Source organism: Hamadaea sp. (genome assembly GCF_013362815.1).
Taxonomy (GTDB): Bacteria; Actinomycetota; Actinomycetes; order Mycobacteriales; family Micromonosporaceae; genus Hamadaea.
Genome location: NZ_JABFVK010000099.1, coordinates 1 through 18,490 on the forward strand (window position 1 = coordinate 1; position 18,490 = coordinate 18,490).

An 18,490-nucleotide genomic window follows, 5' to 3' on the forward strand; every position below is an offset into this window, starting at 1 on the left:
CGCTCCACCGGCGAACCCGGCGATCATGCGCCCGCCGACCTTCGCCGCGAAGCCGCCCATCGCTCCGGCCACCTTGCCCGCGACCAGACCGCCGACGCCGCCGGTGACGACCCCGATGCCGCCTTGAAGAGCGCCTTGGCCCAGCGACCCGAGAGCGTCCTTGAAGCCGTGGATGTTGCCTTGGGCGGCGTCCTTGCCGAGGTTGATCAGCGCGGCCGCCCCGATGGCACAGGCGGCGGCTCCGGCCCCGGCGGTGACCGCGGTGCAGGCGATGCCCGCCGCCACCCCCGCGACGATCGCGCCGATCTGGATCAGCGTGTCCTTATGTTCCTTCACCCATTTCGCGGTTGCGTGATAGGCGTCCTTGACCTTGTTGGCCGCCGCTTTGACGGTCTTGGTGACCTTGGCGACGATCCGCGAGCCGGCCTGCTTGATCCGGTGGTAGGCGTTCTTGACCTTCTGTTTGATGTGGTTGTAGGTCTTCGCCACGTAGTGCTTGACCCGGTGATACGTGTGTTTGACCCAGTTGACGGCCTTCTTGTACTTCTTCTTGACGTAATGGACCGCCCGGTGGACGACATGTTTGATCGCCCGCGTCACCCGGTGGACGGCCTTGCGGATCTTGTGCACCGCCTTCTTGACGTGGTGCACGACCTTCTTCGCGACGTGCGTCGCCGCGTGCCAGGTGGATCGCGCGTAGTAGGAGGCGTAGCTCCAGGCGGTCGAGTGGGTGACCTTGTGCACGACCTTCTTTACGGCCTTCTTGACCGCCTTGAACGGGTTCCAGCCCCAGTGCCCGGTCGTGTCGATGGTCTGCAGCGGGTTGCCGTCGCCGTACTGGTAGTGGTTGGCGTCGATGGAGTCCGGGACCGGGTCGTTGTCGACGGTGTCGCGGTTGTCGAACTGGCCGGTCGCCGGGTTGTACCAGCGTGCGTGCATGTTCACCCGGTTGGCGACACTGTCGGTCCACTCCGACTGATAACCCAGGTTGCCGACCTTGCCCGCGGTCGCGGTGACCGTCCCGAACGGGTCGTACGTCGACGATCCGGCCAGCGCCGCCCCGGTCGCGGTGAACTGCCCGACCAGGTCGGTGTGCAGATCGGCCCAGGCGAACACCCCGGTGCCAGAGGTGGGTTTGACGCCGAGGACGTCACCGTCGGGGTCCCGGCTGTAGGTGGCCGTCCCGTCGCCGGCCACATCGTTGGCCAACCCCGAATAGGACAGGCTGGTGGTCCCGGCGGTCAGCACCCGGCCGAGACTGTCGTAGGTGTACGCCTGCCCGCCGATCGCGGTCTGCTGCCCGTAGGCGTCACTGGCCAGGGTTTGGGTGGTCGACCCGGTGACCGTCGACTTCAACGTGCCCCGGGCGGTGTAGGTGTAGGTCGTCGACCCGTCCCCGACGAGCTGGTCGCGTTCGTCGTAGACCATCGCCTTCGCGCCGAGCTGCGTGCGGTTGCCCGACGCGTCATACGCGTACGTGGTGGTCGTGGCGCCGTTGTTCCACGACGTCAGCCGACCGGCCCAGTCATAGCTGTAGGTGTGCGCCGCCGACCCGGCGAATCCGGTCGTGGTCTTCGACGTCTCCCGCCCGTCCAGGTCATACCCGTAGACGATCGAGGCGACCGTTGCCCCGGCGGAGGTCTTCAACGTGTCCGACGCCAACCGGCTGGCACTGTCATACCCGAAGTTCCGCGAGTCACCGCTGCCGTAGGTCTGCTTGGTCACCCGCGACAACCCGTCATAGGTGTACGCCACGCTCTGTCCAGTCGCAGCGTCGGTCACCCCCGACAGCCGATCCACCGTGTCATACGAGTACGTGCTGGTTCCGGAGGCGTCCGTACGCCCGGACACCAACCCGTCACCGTTGTAGGTGAAGCTCGACGCCCCCGACGGACCGGATGCGGTGGTCAGGAACCCGCGGTCGTTGTAGGCGAACGTGTCCGTCCCAGACCCGGCCTTCATCGACGTCAACTGCCCGGCCAGGTCGTAGCCGAACGTGCGGTCGGCCGTGGCGACCTCCGCCCCCGACCCGGTCTGGGCGGTGAGGTTGCCGACGGTGTCGTAGGTGTTGGCGACCACCACCCCACCGGGCTGGGTCTGCTTCACCGCCCGCCCCGCCGCGTCGTAGGAGATCGTCCACGTGCGGTCGTTCGGGTTCGCCGATGTCGCCGGCTCGATCTGCGACTCCAGCAACCCCCACGAGTTGTACGTCGACAGATGCTTGTTGCCCCGCCCGTCGGTGTACCGGGTCCGGTGGCCCTCCACGTCATACCCGAACGAGGTGGTGATCGACGCCGTGGCCGAGATCGGCTGCGTCTCCCCGGTCACCATCCCCGTCGCGTCATACGCAAACGTCGTCGTATGCCCGAGCGCGTCGGTCGTGCTCACCTGATTGCCGTTGCCGTCATAAGCCGCTGAGATCTTCGAGATCAGCGACCCGTTCGTCGCGTACGCCTTCGCAGTGATGTTGTTGCCCGGCTCGTCGTAGACCGCCGTACGCTTCGACCCGTCCGGGGCGGTCACGGCGACCTGCCGACCGAGGTGGTCGTACTTGTACTGGGTTGCGTTTCCGGCCGCGTCCGTCTCCGCTGTCGTGTCACCCACCGAGTTCGTGGTGTAGGTGACGTAGGAGCCGGACGGCCGGGTCACCTTCTGCACGAAGCCACCGCTGTTGAAGGTGTAGCTCGTCGTGTACGCACTCGACGTGGACCGCTCGAACACCGACTCGGAGACCTGGCGGCCGAGATAGTCGTAGGTGGACTCGGCGTACGCACCCAGCGGGTTGACCATCCGCAGCAGCTCGTCGTTCAGGTCGTACGCATACGTGGTCACCGCGCCGTTGGGTTCGGTCGCCTTGGACAGCCGGCCCTGCTGGTCATACTCGTAGGTAGTGACCTTGCCGAAGGGATCGGTGGTGGAGGTGACGTCGCCCGAGCCGTTGAAGGTCTTCGAGACCGTCGCGGTGATGGGCGTACCGCCGGGCGGTGTGTAAGACGGCAGCTTCGTCGAGGTCGGCCGGCCCGAGGCGTCCCGGGTGATGACGGTGACGTTGCCGTCCGGGTCCCGCAGTTCGACCTCGTCGCCGAAAGTGTCGTAACCGGTGGTGGTGACCGGCCGCGAGCTGACCGGCGTACCGCCGTTGGTCTCGGCCATGACGGCAGCGCTCGTCGTGGCGACGAGGTTGTCGGACTCGTCGTATTCGTAGTACTCGGTGTTGCCGAGCGGATCGGTCTCCGAGAGCTTCAAGCCGCGCTGGTCATAGGTGTAGTTCGTCGTGTTGTACGCGTCGCCGATCGGCCGTCCGGACTGGCCGTTGCCGTACAACGTGGACACTTCGGCAGCGCTCAGCGCCCGCTGGTAGACCTGCACGTTGCCGATCGAGCCGTTGAACGGCGCCTCTTGCGCCCCGTTGTACTTGGAGCGGCCGATGACGAGCGGCCCGTTCGAGGCGATGGGTGTCGTGTCGGTCGCCGTGCCTTGCGCGGTTCCGTTGGCGTACAACGTCATCTGGCCGTTGGCCGAGTTGTAGACGCCCACCAGATGCGTCCACGTGTTCAACGTGGGTGCGGCGGTGGACTGCGCCGTCGCCGAGGTCGGCGAGGTGGTGTCCGTCAGGTTCCGGGTGAACGACCAGCGGTTCGGGCCCTTGAGGTACTGGAGGTTGAACCCGGAGTTCACCGACGCGTCCTGCGACACCGCGGTCTGTCCGGCGGTGTTGACCGCCAGCTTCACCCAAGCCGAGACGCTGAAGCTCTGCGTCGTGTTGAGCACCGGCCCGGGCGTGGTCGCCCAGCCGGTGGTTCCGTTGAACACGCCCGCGCCACCGGACCAGGTCACGCCGCTTGTGGCGGTCGCCGTGTTGTCGCCGCCAGAGTTGTCCACGACCTCGGTGCCGGACGACGGGTTCAGCCGCCACCAGCCGTCGGGCTTGCCCGCGCCGAGCGTACGCGCCCAGTCGGAGGTCACCCGGCCGGCGGTGTCGAACGTGCTGCCCACGCCGGTGACATAGCCGGTGTTGTCCGAGAAGTACTTGGCGGTGACGAGGTCGTCGTTGTTGTAGGTGTAGCTGGTCTTGCGAGCCACCCCGTTGGGGTCGAGCGTCTCACCGGTGACCCGGCCCACCGCGTCCACCGTGTACTTGGTCTCGGTGACGTTGTTGTTACTCAGCTCCCGGATCACGTTGCCGGCCGCGTCGTACTCGGTCTGCTCGGCGACATACGACTGGCTGCCGTCGGCGTTCTTCTTGATCACCGCAACCTGGAGGTTGTTGTCGGTGTAGGTGAACGCCGTCACGAACCCCATCGCATCGGTGATCGACGCCAACCGGCCCGCCGGGTCGTACGCCCGCGACTCGGTCACCAGATCCCGCGCCGTGATCGGATTGTTCGGATCACCGGTGTACCCGATGAGCGTGGAGGTCAGCAGATGCCCGTTCGCGTCGTACGCGTACCGCGTCTCCACCCCGGTCTCGTCGACCTCCCGCGTCATGTTCCCGTAGAGGTCGTAGGAGAACGTCGACACCTTGCCACTGGCGTCCGTCGCCGTCGCAATATGCCCCAACGCGTCATAGCTGTTCTGCAACGTACGCGCGGCGTCCCCGCCGGTCGCGTCGCTGACGGTCTGCTGGGTGATCTGCCCGTCGAAGTTGTAGACCGTCGTCGTGACCGGGGTATGCACAGCGCCCGTCACCCGGTTGGTCGTCGCCGGATCGGTCTGCCGAGTAATCCGGCCGAGCTTGTCGTAGACGACCTGTGTCACGACACCGTTCGGATAGCCGTCGGAGATCTCGGTCTTGGTGACCACCCGACCTTGGCCGTCATAGGCGAGTTTCGTCACCAGCCCGGCGGGGTCGGTCACCTGTGCCACGTCACCGTTGGCGAAGTACGTGGTCGTCTGCACCTGACCACCCGGCGACGTCGTACGCCACGGCAGTCCGGCCGGGGCGAACCCGACGTCGGCTGCCGCGATCGTCGTACCGTCGGTGTACTCGGTCTTGGCAATGCGGCCCAACGCGTCGGTCGTCTTCGTCTTGTTGCCCAGCGCGTCGTACTCGAACTTCGTCAGATACGTGTTGTCCGTCGCGCTGGCCGACCGCCCGTCCCTGATCTCGGTGATCTGATCGTTGCGCAGATCCCCTGGTGACGCGGTATTCAGGTAGTACGAGTAGTAGACGGTCGAACACTTCCCGGCCGACCGGTCCTGGCAGGTCTGCTCCGAGATGGTGTTGCCTCGGGCGTCGTACTCACTGGTGGTGACGTTGCCGTTCGGATCGGTCACCGTACGCAGATAGCCGTCCTTGTAGCCGTATGTGGTCTGCCGTTCCTGCGTACCGTCGGTCCAGATCTCGGCCACCTGACGGTTGCCGTTGTCAACGTCATACAAGTACGTCGTGGTGGCGTTCATCGGGTCGGTCACGACGATCTTCTTCGCCAGCGCCGCACCCGCCGCGCTCGCCGAGGCGTTCTTGCTCGCCGCGACCTGATCCGCGACCTGCGCGGCGGTCAGGCTCGTCTTGTAGAAGGCGAACTCGCCGATCGATCCCGGGAAGTAGCCCGCGTTGTCCCCGTCGTTTCCGGCCCAGCTCGCCGACCACTTGCCCGCGCCCAGGTAGGCGTAGGTCGCTGTGGTCGCCGCCAGCGCCGCGTTGCGGGTGCCGACGAGCGTCCCGTCCAGGTAGAGAGACTGGCTGGTACTTGTCGCCGACAGCGCCACGTGGTGCCATTTACCGTCGGCGACCGAGGCCGTCGTGGTCAAGACGTTCGCGGCGCTTCCGGTCCAGAATCCCCCGCGCAGCTTGCCGTCCACACCTACATACAGCGCCGGGGTCCAATAGCCACTCACGCTCAGATCGCCATTCATAGGCATGCTTTGGTACGCGTAGAGCACGCCGCCCTTGGTGGACCCCGAGGGCATGCTGAACCACATCGAGATGGAGTTCGGGCCAGTGGTCGGGATGTCGGTCGCCGGTAGCTCCACATAGGAAGACGTGCCGTCGAACCTGCCCGCCGTCGCGTCCGCGAACGGGCCCGGCGAACCCAACGTCACCGTGCTGTACGTCCCGGTCCCGCCGTTGACCTCGTTGACCGCCTCCGACACACCGGTCTCGTTCATCCGCAGATAATCAGCCGGGCCACCGGACAACACCGACGCCGCATACACCTGCGACGACCCGGCCACCGTCGACGAGCTGATCTTCCACGTGCCGTTGTGCTCATCGACCACCTGCGTCACGACCCCGCTCACCGGGTCATAGGAGATCTGCGCCGCCGTCGCCCCCGACGGGCGCACGATCTTCGTCAACGGATGCGCCGCCACCGAAGCCGCCCCCCGCAAACCCGCCACATCCGCAGCCGTCAACGTCCGGTCGAACAACGCCACATCCGAGATCGACCCGGTGAAATAGTTCGCGAACCCCTGACTGGACGTGCCCGACTGATGTGACTGATCCGGCCACGCCCCACCCAAGAACCCCGCACCCACATACTCATGCGTCGCGCTGTACGCGTCGATCAACGTGATCAGGCCACTGCGGGAACCCACCAGCTGCCCGTCGAGGTACAAGGTTTGGGTGTTGCCGGCCCCGGCCAGCACCAGATGATGCCACGCCCCGTCGGTCACCGGGTTCGCCGACACGATCCCCGCACTGACGTCGTTGGTCCAAAACGCCGCCCGCAACCGGCCACTACTACCGATATAAATACCCGGGGTGTAGTTACCCGCCGTCGTGCCGCCGGTGATCGGATCCTTCTGATAGGAGAACAGCACCGCGTCGGGGGTAGTCGTCTTGAACCACATGCTCACCGACTGGTAACTCGCCGCACTGACCAGCTTGCCCGGCACCTCCACGTAGGAGGAGGTGCCGTTGAACCCGGCAGCCGTCGCCGCCGACCCCGGCAACGGACCCGCCTGACCCAACGCCACGTTGGCGTAGGTCGCCGCGTCCGTGCCCCCGTTGTCCAGGACATCACTAGCCGCCTTGACCGCACCCGCGCCTTCCGACAACCGCCAATACGAGTGCGGACCCGCATCCAGCAACGCCGTCGGATACTGCGACCCCGTCCCATACTCATACGTCGTGCAATGCGCGTAATCCGTCGGCGGGCACACCCTCGTCAACTGATCCCCGCTGTACGCATACGACCAGGTCGAAACGGTGCTGGAGTCCCCGGCTGTGGCCGGGTCGGTGTAGACCGTGGCGACGTGGGCCTTGCCCGCCCCCGCCGGCGTCGACCACGTCAAATGCAGCGCCCGACCCGACGCCGACGTCATCGTCTCGACCTGACCCGCCGCGTTGTACGCCAGCGCCAGCGTCCGCCCGGCCGCATCCTTGATCGACGTGATCGCATACACACCATCCGTGCCGGGCGTACCCGCCACCAGACGCGTGAACAAATAGGTCGTGCCGTCCTTGTCGACCAGCGAATAACCACCCGTCACCGTGGTGAACACCGCATACCGGCCCGACGGCGGATTGAACGACCCATCCGCGTTCCGCCCGAACGCCACCTCCGTACCCGTCGGATACGTGATCACCGCAGTCTTGCCGTTGGCGCTGGCCATCCGCTCGGTCACATTGGCATCGACCACCGTGGACCAGCCCGCGCCGAACGCCAACCCGGTACGCGGATCACGACTGTTGTACGACCGCTGCACCGCCAACGCCGGACCCACCGTCGCAACCTGGGCGTCCATCGCCTCCGTCGTATAGTTGCCCGCGCTCGGCTCGAACCCACGCCCACCGGCATCCTGCGACAACCCCGACGTCACCAAAGGCTGCGGCGGTGGCGTCGACAACGGGAAGTAATACGCCACATTCAACGGATCCGGACTCGTCGCCCACCCGTCGTACGACACCACCCACCAGTAATAGGTCTTCGACCACTGCAACTTGCCCGCCGGCACCGTCCAGCTCGACGAACTCGTCCACCCCGACGTCGCCACCAAAGCACCCGACGCATCATTGACCTTGTAGTTGTACTGAACCGCCGCCTTCGGCCACACATCCGGGTCATGACCCCGCGCCAGCAACTCCGGCGTCAACGACGTCGCCTGATAATCCCGCGGCGGATACTGCGAATCGATCTGCGGCGCAACATTCGGCGTATACGTCACCGACAGATACGGCGCACACGTATGACTGTCACACACCGCCCCCGACGGACCATTCCGCGACGTGAACCGCTTGAAATCCGTCGTCGCCGTCTGCGACGCATCCAACCCCAAACCATTGTTCGCCAGCGTCCCGCTCAACCACCCGTCCAACGTCGCCTTCGTCAACGGCACACTCACCCAGGAGCCGACCGTCCGGTCGCTGCCGGTGTTGGCGCACGCCTGCGAGTAGTTCGTCGGGGTGGCGGTACCGATCTGGGAACCGAAGGTGGGACCGGTGTAGTTCACGCTGCCGTAGCGAGCGGTGTCGACCTCCCACGAGGTGGTGATCGGGTGCACCGTGAACGGCTGCGCCGAACAACTTCCCTGCCAAGTCAGGAACAGCTTGAGACTCGCCGAGGTGATCCGCAGCCCGGCGAAGGTGGCGGCGAAATCGGTGAAGTGCATCAGGGCCTTGCCGCGGTGCGTACCGCCGTCCCAGGTGCCGATGGCCAGGTCGTCCTCGCCGGAATGATCGGTGTCGGTTCCGTAGTACACGTAGGTGTCGCCGGTCGTCGCGAACTCCGTCGTCGGGTCGATCGTCACCGGATAGACCCGCTCGGGCGCGTTCAGCCAGGCCTGGTCGACGCTGACTCGCAGGCCGATCCCGCCATCCACCTCGACCAGGGCGTACTTCACCGCGTTGGAACTGGTGAACTCGCCGCTCGCCTGGTCGAACTTCGAGTCGTGCATGAACCCCGGGGGAATACGGCCCTTGACGGTGCCCTTGTCGTCGGCGAGGACGACGCCGCCGCTGTCGTCCAGGCTCGGTGTCAGCCCGTCGAGCTTGAGCGGGAACACCCACTCCGTCGTGGTGCCCCGTTCCCGCAGAACGATCGACTCCTTGACACCGCTTTGGCGGGACTCCACAACGAGGTCCGTCCCGGGCAGCACCCCGGCATACGTGACCGCGTACGCCCCGGCCTGCGCCGGAACGGCAGCCGCCCCGCGCAATGAGTAGCCGAACCCGACGCCGTCGAACGATGCGGAGACCAAGCTTTTGTCATCGCCCCGCCGGGCGAACTGCAACCCCAGCTGATTCGCCCGCTGCCCCAGCCGATCCCCGGCCGACGTCACCTGCGGATCGATCCTCTGCCAGGCGCCCTTGGCGTCCCGGTAGTTGATCGCACCCTGGGACACCTCCCGGGTGTAGCTGCCGTCCGGGTTGGCGAACAGATCCGAGCCGGCCGTGGACCCGTCGGCCTTCCGCGTGCTCTTCCCAGGCGCGAAACCCTGTACGCCCGGCGTCGTCAGCCGTTGCGTCTTGCCGTCCTGGCGTTCGGCGGGCGCCTTGTCCGGAGCCCGGCCCGCCCCGCCTGATGCCTTCGTGTCGGCGTACCCGACGTAGTGGCCCTTCCCCGCCGCCGATCCACTCTCCTGCGCGGGACCGATCGGCTTACCTCCCGCGAAGGCCGACGGCGCGGCCAGCCAGGACCACAACCAGCTCACTTTCAGGTCCACCGGACCGAAGATCGTCGCCGGTTGCGGAGTGGCTGTGACCAGCAGCATCACCGCTGTGAGAAGGAATCCCGCAAGTACGCGGCGGCGGCCAGGACGGTCCATCGTGGACTCCTCTCGACGGCACTCCAGTGGAGGTGTCTGCGAGTGTGCTGTAAACCTTTCCATTTAGCAATAGGTCGATGTAACAGCTTCACGTCGACGGTCGCGATCAACGTGATCGATTAACCATTCGGGAGTCCCGAGGCATTTAGTTGCCATGGATATAGTTGCCATGTACCGTATCGGCATGGCGTACGACGACACCGCGACCGGGCGACTCCTCTGGCAGGTCACCACCAGGTGGCGGACGGCAGTGGACCGCGCGATCGCGCCGCTGGGTCTCACCCACGCGCAGTACGCCCTGCTCGGCTCGCTCTACGTGTTGACCCGCGCCGGGCAGCAGCCCAGCCAGCGTCAGCTCGCCGACGCGGCCGGGCTCGAACCGATCTACGTCTCCAAGCTGATCCGCAGTCTGGAGGCCGCCGGCCTGGTCACTCGGAATGCGCACCCGGCCGACACCCGCGCCCGGCAGCTCGGCCTGACCAGCCAAGGCACGGAGTCCTTCCTGGCAGCGGTGAAGATCGTGCACGCGCTCCAGGACGAGCTCACCGCGCCGATCGGCGGTTCGGGCTCCGAGCGCAACCGGGAACTCATCCGCACCCTCCGGGCTCTCCTCGGAGGGCCTGCCACGTAACCCGCGCCGCCGCGACCTGTCCGGGCGCTGGATCACCTCCGGCGCTGGATCACCTCCGGCGCTGGATCACCTCCGGCGCTGGATCAGAGTTCTCGGTCGAATCTTGCGCCGTGATTCGACCCGGATCCGTGATCCGGTGCTGATCTTGAGGCGGCGCACCAGACAGGAGTGATCATGACGCAGTCCATCCCGACGCTGACCGGCCAGGACATCGCCGAGGCTCAGGGCGCTCTCCGCGCGCTGCTCGACACGATGCTCGCCGGGACCGACGCCACCGCCAACGAATTCATCACCCTGCGAGTCCTCGCCGTACGCGGCCCGTATGAGGATCCGGGCGTACTGCACGACTTCCTCGTCAGCCAACGACAGCTCGACCTCACTCCGCTGGGGGCAGCAGATCTGCTGGCCGGGCTCGAGGAGGCCGGACTGGCTGAGGGCACCGCCCGGGCGGCCGGACCGGCCCGGATCACCGACGCCGGCAAGCGGGTCCTGACCCGGCTGACCGAGCTGACCAGTCCGGCCACCCGGCAGGTGTTCGGCGATCTCGACCCCGCCGAGCTGGCCACCGCCCGTCGCGTCCTGGCTGAGGTGACACAGCGGGCGGATCAGCTGCGCGCCGCGATCTGACAGTGGCGGCCCGCACACTAACCCGTGTGCGGGCCGCGCTGCCGATCAGGAAGAATGGACCGGACCGCACTGACGTGGGAGAAGGACCGGACGAATGACGCAGAGCACGATCGAAGCCGACTGGGTGTCCCGTTTCGCCGACGAGGTGATCGCCGCGCATGAGAAGCGTGGCTCCCAGAAGCCGATCGTCTGCGCGTCCGGGCTCAGCCCGTCCGGCCCGGTGCACCTCGGCAACCTGCGCGAGGTCATGACGCCGCACCTGGTCGCCGATGAGATCCGCCGCCGGGGGCACGACTGCGTACACGTCTTGTCGTGGGACGACTTCGACCGGCTGCGCAAGGTCCCGCACGGCGTCGACGAAGCCTGGAACGAGCACATCGGCAAGCCGCTGTCCGCCGTCCCAGCCCCGCCGGGCAGCGCGTACGCGTCGTGGGCGGAGCACTACAAGGCCCCGATGCGGGCTGCCCTCGCCGAGCTGGGCATCGAGGTACGCGAGATCAGCCAGACCGAGATGTACACCTCCGGGGCGTACCGGGAGCAGATCCTGCTGGCCATGCGAGAGCGGGAGAAGATCGACTCCGTCCTGGGCCGATACCGGACGAAGAAGAAGGCGGCGGTCGACTCGCTCGACGACTCGGCCGACGAGAACGAGCGCGAGCAGGCCGAGGGTTCCGGAGCCGCCAGCGAGGAAGACGGCGGCACCGCCGCGGGCTACTTCCCCTACAAGCCCTACTGCTCGGTCTGCGGCCGCGACCTCACCACGGTTACGGCGTACGACGACGACACCACCGAGCTGACCTACACCTGCCAGTGCGGCCACGGCGAGACCGTCCTGCTGTCCGAGTACAACGGCGGCAAGCTGGTCTGGAAGGTCGACTGGCCGATGCGGTGGGCGTACGAGGGCGTGGAGTTCGAGCCGTCCGGCGTCGACCACTCCTCCCCCGGCTCCTCCTTCGTCGTGGGTACGCAGCTCGTCCGGGAGGTCTTCGACGCCGACCCGCCGATCGGCCCGATGTACGCCTTCGTCGGCATCTCCGGCATGGCCAAGATGAGCAGCTCCAAGGGCGGGGTCCCGACGGCGGCCGACGCGCTGCAGATCATGGAGGCCCCGGTCCTGCGCTGGCTGTACGCCCGCCGCCGCCCGAATCAGTCCTTCACGGTCGCCTTCGACCAGGAGATCCACCGCCTCTACGACGAGTGGGACGCGACGTCGCGCAAGGTGGCCGACGGGTCCGCCACTCCGGCCGACAGCCTGGCCTACGACCGAGCCGTCCGCACGGTCAGCGCCGGCGAGCTGCCGCTGACCCCGCGCCCGTTCACCTACCGGACGCTGGCCTCGATCGTCGACGTCACCACCGGCCACGACGAGCAGACCCTGCGCATCCTGCGGGACCTCGACCCGGCGAACCCGATCGGCTCGCTCGACGAGGCCCGGCCCCGGCTGGACTGCGCCGACCACTGGGTGAACACGCAGCTCACGCCGGAGGAGCGCACCATCGTCCGGGAGGAGCCGGACGTCGAGCTGCTCGACTCGCTGGACGACGCCCAGCGCGAGTCGCTGCGCCTGCTCGTGGCCGGTCTCGAGGACAACTGGTCGCTCGAAGGGCTCACCACTCTGGTGTACGGCGTACCGAAGCAGCTGCTCGGCCTCCCGATGGACGTCAAGCCGACCCCAGAACTCAAGGTCGCTCAGCGGACGTTCTTCGCCCTGCTCTACCGGCTGCTCGTCAGCCGCGAGACGGGTCCCCGGCTGCCCACCCTGCTGCTGGCGGTCGGCGCCAAGCGCGTACGCACCCTGCTCGGCGGCTAACTCTCGCTTTCTAGAAGGCGCGCCGCCGCCGTGGGATCCATGATGTTGGACCGGGCCTGCTCGTTGCCTGCGAGCGGCCGGTCCGGCAGGGTTGCCTCCGGAAACCAGCCCGACCGATCGCACCCGGGAACGATGTCAAGGATCACCAAGGTGACATTCCCGGGCACCGAGCCCGTGATACGGATCGCCACATAGGTTTCGTGGCCGTGGTCAGCGCGCACCTGAATGCCTAGGCCGAATGAGTCGAGTTCCACACGGTGCTCGCGACCGTCCTGAAGAGACTCACGAAGCAGCCGTGGGATCAGGCTCTCCAATACGCGCACAAACCGGAGGCCCGCCTCAGCTTGCAACCTGAGACGATCGTCGCGCTGCGGCAGAAAGTCCATGATGTACGTGTCGGTGGTGAGCGCCCGCTTGTGCGCAGCGTTGTAGTGTGCACGCGCGCTCTGGCCGTCCGCCGCCAGCGCAGCGTAGAAGTCGTCTGCGCTGCCTGATTCGCGCCATCCGGCGGCGATCAGCCAAGGCAGCTCCGGCTCGACCCACACCGCGCCGCGCCAGCGTTGCACTTTGACCTTGAACAAGACCTGATCGTCAATCGACCGAATGCGCTCATGTCTGCTCTCGCGTTCGCCGAACTGCTCCACAGCCTTGCGGATGATCGGGTGGTCGATCTCGTCGAGCGGGTCGTCGATCGCCGGGATGGGTACCTTCAGATCCTCCTCAAGGCATCGGAGGGTCGGCCGCGGGGGGATCATGGGTCACTCCCGGATTCCGCCGAGCCGTTCGATGTCTTCGGGCGACACGCCGCTCACCATCGCGACCCGAGCGGCGGTCGTGCCGTCCAGCAACCGCATCGCCTCGCTGATCTTGCCGCGAATCTCGTCCCGCCGAGCCGTTATGTACTCCCGCACAGCCTCTGCGACCAGGTCCTTCTTCGTGAGGCCGAGAAAGTGCGCACCCTGCGAGATCAGTTCGTCGATCTCGGGATCGACTTTCAGCGGAGCTGGTCGCTTGACGGCTGCCGACATCGAAACCTCCTCGGTACCCAGGTACCATCGGGTACCAGGGTACCGCGGGATCAGGCGCGGCGATAGACGGGGATCTCGTCGACCGGCACCTCCCGCGTCACCACGGCCGGCCCGGTGTGGCGTACGCCGGTGAAGTAGTCGATCCATTCGCCGGCCGGTAGGTAGACCTGCCATTCGGTGGCGCCGGGCGCGGTCACCGGGGCGACCAGGAGGTCGTCGCCGAGCTGCCATTGCTGCGGCCAGTTCCAGATCTCGGGGTCGCCGGGGTGGTCGAAGAACAGCGGGCGCATCAGCGGCCGGCCGGTCTCGATCGAGCGCGCGGCCTGAGCGGCGAGGTACGGCACCAGTTCCTCACGGAGCTGCGCGAACCGCCGGTAGACCTCGACGACGTCGGCAGAACCCGTGCGGGAGGCGATGTTCCACGGCGTACGGTCCACCGAGGGTTCGCGGTGGTGGTTGAACTCCGAGTGGTACTGCATGATCGGCGCGAAGCAGGCCGCCGCCGCCGATCGCAGGTACAGCTCCGCGTCCGGGATGTCGCCGGAGAATCCGGCCAGGTCCCAGCCCCAGAAGAAGATTCCGCCCACGCCCGCGGTCAGACCGGCCGTGATGGACGCCCGGAACGCCTCCCAGGTCGAGTTCTCGTCGCCCGCCCAGTGTGCCGGGAAGGCGGCCGCGCCGGTGAAACCCGCGCGGCTGAAGGTCACGCCGTCCGTTCCGGTCTCGCGCATCAAGTGGTGGTACGCCTCGGCGTACCGGACGGCGAAGAGGTTGTTGCCGGCGTCGCCCCGGCTGCCGTCGAAGTACCGGAGATCGTGGCCCCAGGCGTGCTCGCCGCCGTCGGTCTTGAACCCGTCGATGCCGAGGTCTTCGAGCAGGTAGCGACGCTTGTCGAGCCACCAGCGCCGGGCCTCCGGATTGGTCCAGTCCGGCAGCAGGGCACCGGGGAACCACCAGCCGCGGTTGTGGTGTGGGCTGCCGTCGGCTTCCTTGATCGCGTACTCGCGGTCGATCATGGTGGCCGCGTCGGCGGCGACCTGCTCGGCGGCCGACTTCGACCCGGTCAGGTCGCCGCGGTCGGTCGGCACCAGCGGGATCTGCCAGAGCAGGACTTTGACGCCCGCGTCGTGCAGTTCGTCCACCATCGCCTTCGGGTCCGGCCAAGCTCCGTCGGCCGGGAAGGTGAAGTCGCTCAGCCGATGCGGAGCGCCGTCGGCGTGCGGTTCGTAGGAGGCGTCGCGGAACGCCACGAAGGTCGCCTCGTCGCTCCAGGCCTCGATGACGATCGCGCCCACCGGGATCTGCTCGGCCAGGCTTCGGCGTACTTCGGTGAGCACGCGCTCCTGCGTGTTCCACTCGTTGCCGCTCATCCACGGGCGGAAGATCCACTCCGGTGGCTGCGGCGGTACGCCGGTCTCCGCGAGGAAGTCCCGCACGATCGAGCCGGGTTCGCCCTGGTAGAGGCGCAGTCGGAGGACGGGGTCGACCGGATCGATCTCGGCCTCGACGAGGAGCCGTCCCGGATCGGTGGCCCCGACGTCGTACCAGGTGCGGCGGGTGGTCTGGACGTGGAAGCCCCAGTCGCCGGCTGCTCCCCCGGTGACGATCGCGAACGGCATCGGCAGATAGGTCCGGTGACCCTGGCGTTTGTACTGCTCGAAGACGGTGGCGTCGAGGACCTCGCCGCGTTGGTCGAGCGCGTGGTAGCGCTCACCGAAGCCGACGACATGCTCGCCTTCCGACAGCCTGAGCGCGAAGCGAACCCGGTGCGCCCCCTGCGACCCCGCGAGCCACTCGACGTCTTCCACAGTAGACGCCGAGCCCGAGGCCTCCAGGGTGCCTCCAGAAGACTGCCACGACACTGGGACCACTGCGAACGGGCCGAGCCGCGTACCGCCACCGTCCACGACGTAGGAGGTATCCCTGTCGGCCACCGCAGTCGCGAGCCACAGAACCAGGCCGCCGGTGTCGGGAACAGCGCTGGCCGCCTCGGTCAGGTGACCGGCCGCGCCGGCGGGTGGCGCCGACTGCGCCCCGAAGTCGCAGGTCACCGACGCCGGATCGACCGGTTCGGCCGCAATCCGGGAACCGTCGGCGAAGAATACGTCCACAGTCGACACCGATGGCTCGGCCAGCACCCGGATCTCGAAGGTCTCTCCCACGACCGGACGCGCGGGCACCCGCTGATCGAGGTCGTAGCGATAGGGATGTTCGGTCCCGAAGGGACGATGCGAAAGGGTCATGAGTCCAGCTCCAGCGCGAGGATGATGTGCAGCGCGTGCGACCAGAGCAGCGGCGTCGCCACCGGACCCCATTTGGCCGTCCACTCGGCGATGTACGCCGGGTCCTGGGTGTCGCCGCTGACCTGCTCCGGCAGCCAGCCCTCGGCCGTCGCCTGGGCGGCCACCCAGGCCAGCCGTTCCCGGGCGAGCTCGGTCCGCCCGGTACGCGCCTCGTACCAGCCGAGCCAGGCGGTCAGGATCAGCCACTCCCCGCCGCCGTAGAAGGTGTCGCCGAGGTATCGGTAGACCCCGGTGCGACGCAGCTCTGTGCGTACCCGTTGGTAGGTGCCTTCGGCGATCTCCGGCGTGACCAGCCCGAACGGGGTGAGGCAGGCGAGCAGGCTGCCGTCCACCGCGCTGGAGCCGAGCCACTTGACCAGTGACCCGTCGACGGTGCCCGGACCGGCGATCAGCTCGCGCAGCCGCGCGAGCATCTCCTCCGCGGCCTTGCGGTCGGCGAGCAGATCGGTGCTGAGCACGGCGGCCAGCCCGGCCGCGACCGAGCCGAGAGTGGAGACGTGCCGGTGCTCGGCGTGCTCCTCCCACCAGTCGTAGCAGGCGTCCGCGCCGAACGTCGCCAGATAGTCCACAGTGGTCTCGACGGCGTCGCGGTAGGGAGCGAGGTCGACGTCGTGCCGCCGCGCGTGTTCCACCAGCGCCCACAGCCAGGTGCCGTAGCCGTCGAGCTGATAGTCCCACCAGGGTTCGTCGCCGTCGCCGCCGTCCAATGTGTAGCGAGTCGGGAGCATCCGCCGGGGATCGATCTCCTCGCCGCGGCGAGCCGCCTCGACCAGCTCGGCGACGTGCCCGGCGCGGGCCGTGATCACCCGAGCGCACCAGCCGTGGAACGCGTCCGCGCTCTCGGTACGCCCAGCGCGGCTCATCGCTTCGGCGATGAACGAGCCGTCGCGCAGCCAGCAGTAGCCGTAGACGGGATAGGTCGGACTGGCCGGGTACGCCCCGCCGGTGTGCTGGTGGCGGGCGATGAGCTCGACGCTCGCCCCGACAGCGGTCTGCACGGTGTTGCTCCTCGTTAAGCTAGGGCGGGCTCGGCCGACTTCACCTCGGCCGAGCCCCTGAGGTGTTACTTGATCAGCGCGGTGACTGCAGCGGCAGCCTCGTCCAGCGCCTGCTGCGCGGTCGCCTGGCCCGACGCGGCCTTCTCCAGGGCCTTGGTGACCAGGTCCTGCATCTGCGCCTGCTGGTCGCCGATGACCGGGGGCAGCGCGACGGCGTTCAGCGAGTCGAAGACGGCCTGCCGGTTGGCCGGCGGCGTCTGCTTGAGGTAGCTGTCGAAGGCGGTCTGGTCGTTGACGGCCGGCAGTTCCCAGCTGGAGGCGAGCCGCGTCTGGACGGTCGTGTCCGAAGTGCTGAGGAACCGGGCCCACTTCCAGGCGGCGGTGCCCTTCTTCGTCTTGGCGGACACGGCGGTGGCGTTGAAGAAGACCGCACTGGCCTTCTGCGCCTTACCGGGTTCGACGACGATGTCATAGCCGAGGTCCTTCGCGTCGGCCAGCGAGCTGAACATCCAGATGCCGCTGTGCCACATGGCGAGCTTGCCCGACTTGAACAACGCGGTGTCGTAGTCCGCCTTGCCGCCGATCTCGGCGACCGTCGGCTGGACCGTGCCCGGCTTGCCGAGCAGCCACTGCGCGGCCTCCAGGCCCTTGGCGTCGTTGAAGGTCGCCTTCTTGCCGTCCTCGGACAGGAACGAGCCGCCGTTCTGGGCGAGCGCCTTGTAGAACTCGTAGAACGTCACCGGCTGGTAGTCGCCGTAGACGCCCTTGGCCTTGTCGGTCAGCTTCTCGGCCGCCGCCTTCTCGTCGTCCCAGGTCCACGACGCCGTCGGGTACGCCACCCCGGCCGCGTCGAACAGCTTGGAGTTGTAGAAGAGCACGACGTCGGAGAAGGTCGAGGGCATGCCGTACTGCTTGCCCTTGAGCTGGAAGGCTTGCAGCGCCTTGGGATACACGCGGTCGGCTTTGTAATCCGAGTCGGCCTTCGCGACGTCGTCCAGCCCCATGAGCGCACCGGCCTTGGCGTACGTCACGAAGTTCTCGTAGTTCAGCTCGAACGTGTCGGGCGCGTTGCCCCCGGCGATCGAGGTCTGCAACTTGGTGAAGTAGTCGGCGTACGCGGCCGTCTGGACCTCCACCGTGATGCCCGGGTTCTGCTTCTCGAACTCCGCCTTGAGCGCGTCCAGTTCCTTCAGGTGGTCCGGCGCGGCGGAGAAGGTGAAGTAGGTGATCTTTCCGGTAGCGGACTCCGTGGACGTGCCGGAGTCGCCACCCCCGCAGGCGGCGAGCAGACCGGCCACGGTCACTGCCGCGGCGGCCGCCGCCAGGAGGCGTCGGGTAGTTCTCATCGAATCTCCAACTGGTGAGGGACGGTATTACTGGAC

9 protein-coding genes are annotated in these 18,490 nt (G+C 67.4%); 3 read left to right on the plus strand and 6 right to left on the minus strand.

What is annotated here, in order from left to right; translation table 11 throughout:
• A partial coding sequence (locus HOV77_RS31940; protein ID WP_290869194.1) for a LamG-like jellyroll fold domain-containing protein occupies positions 1-9,711 on the minus strand: 9,711 nt, incomplete at its 3' end.
• Between the two features lie 184 nt (positions 9,712-9,895).
• Here HOV77_RS31940 and HOV77_RS31945 point away from each other — a divergent pair.
• The 3 genes from HOV77_RS31945 (at position 9,896) to lysS (ending at position 12,779) form a co-directional block, all read left to right on the plus strand.
• Entirely contained in the window at positions 9,896-10,342 is a 447-nt protein-coding gene (locus HOV77_RS31945; protein WP_290869197.1) for a MarR family winged helix-turn-helix transcriptional regulator, read from the plus strand.
• 174 nt (positions 10,343-10,516) lie between these two features.
• A complete protein-coding gene (locus HOV77_RS31950) occupies positions 10,517-10,969 on the plus strand; it encodes a hypothetical protein (RefSeq protein WP_290869200.1) in 453 nt (150 codons plus the stop codon).
• Positions 10,970-11,063: 94 nt separating this feature from the next.
• On the plus strand, positions 11,064-12,779 hold the full coding sequence (gene lysS / locus HOV77_RS31955) for a lysine--tRNA ligase (protein ID WP_290869202.1): 1,716 nt from the start codon (positions 11,064-11,066) through the stop codon (positions 12,777-12,779).
• Here the strand turns inward: lysS and HOV77_RS31960 are convergent.
• The 5 genes from HOV77_RS31960 to HOV77_RS31980 all read right to left on the minus strand — a co-directional run bounded on the left by HOV77_RS31960 (position 12,776) and on the right by HOV77_RS31980 (position 18,454).
• On the minus strand, positions 12,776-13,534 hold the full coding sequence (locus tag HOV77_RS31960; RefSeq protein ID WP_290869205.1) for a hypothetical protein: 759 nt from the start codon (positions 13,532-13,534) through the stop codon (positions 12,776-12,778). The two genes, lysS and HOV77_RS31960, sit on opposite strands and share 4 nt — an antisense overlap.
• A 3-nt stretch (positions 13,535-13,537) precedes the next feature.
• Entirely contained in the window at positions 13,538-13,807 is a 270-nt protein-coding gene (locus HOV77_RS31965) for a hypothetical protein (RefSeq protein ID WP_290869208.1), read from the minus strand.
• A gap of 50 nt (positions 13,808-13,857) precedes the next feature.
• On the minus strand, positions 13,858-16,050 hold the full coding sequence (locus HOV77_RS31970; RefSeq protein WP_290869211.1) for a TIM-barrel domain-containing protein: 2,193 nt from the start codon (positions 16,048-16,050) through the stop codon (positions 13,858-13,860).
• On the minus strand, positions 16,047-17,108 hold the full coding sequence (locus HOV77_RS31975) for a glycoside hydrolase family 15 protein (protein ID WP_290869214.1): 1,062 nt from the start codon (positions 17,106-17,108) through the stop codon (positions 16,047-16,049). Before HOV77_RS31975 ends, HOV77_RS31970 begins: the two co-directional genes overlap by 4 nt.
• A 65-nt stretch (positions 17,109-17,173) precedes the next feature.
• Positions 17,174-18,454 (minus strand): sugar ABC transporter substrate-binding protein, encoded by a 1,281-nt coding sequence (locus HOV77_RS31980; protein WP_290869217.1) that lies wholly within the window; start codon positions 18,452-18,454, stop codon positions 17,174-17,176.
• Between the last annotated feature and the right edge of the window lie 36 nt (positions 18,455-18,490).

What these genes read in the sequence shown, in the direction of transcription:
- HOV77_RS31945 (WP_290869197.1), top strand. Translation starts at nt 9,896, where the DNA reads ATGGCGTACGACGACACCGCGACCGGGCGACTCCTCTGGCAGGTCACC.
- HOV77_RS31950 (WP_290869200.1), top strand. Translation starts at nt 10,517, where the DNA reads ATGACGCAGTCCATCCCGACGCTGACCGGCCAGGACATCGCCGAGGCT.
- lysS (WP_290869202.1), top strand. Translation starts at nt 11,064, where the DNA reads ATGACGCAGAGCACGATCGAAGCCGACTGGGTGTCCCGTTTCGCCGAC.
- HOV77_RS31960 (WP_290869205.1), bottom strand. Translation starts at nt 13,534, where the DNA reads ATGATCCCCCCGCGGCCGACCCTCCGATGCCTTGAGGAGGATCTGAAG.
- HOV77_RS31965 (WP_290869208.1), bottom strand. Translation starts at nt 13,807, where the DNA reads ATGTCGGCAGCCGTCAAGCGACCAGCTCCGCTGAAAGTCGATCCCGAG.
- HOV77_RS31970 (WP_290869211.1), bottom strand. Translation starts at nt 16,050, where the DNA reads ATGACCCTTTCGCATCGTCCCTTCGGGACCGAACATCCCTATCGCTAC.
- HOV77_RS31980 (WP_290869217.1), bottom strand. Translation starts at nt 18,454, where the DNA reads ATGAGAACTACCCGACGCCTCCTGGCGGCGGCCGCCGCGGCAGTGACC.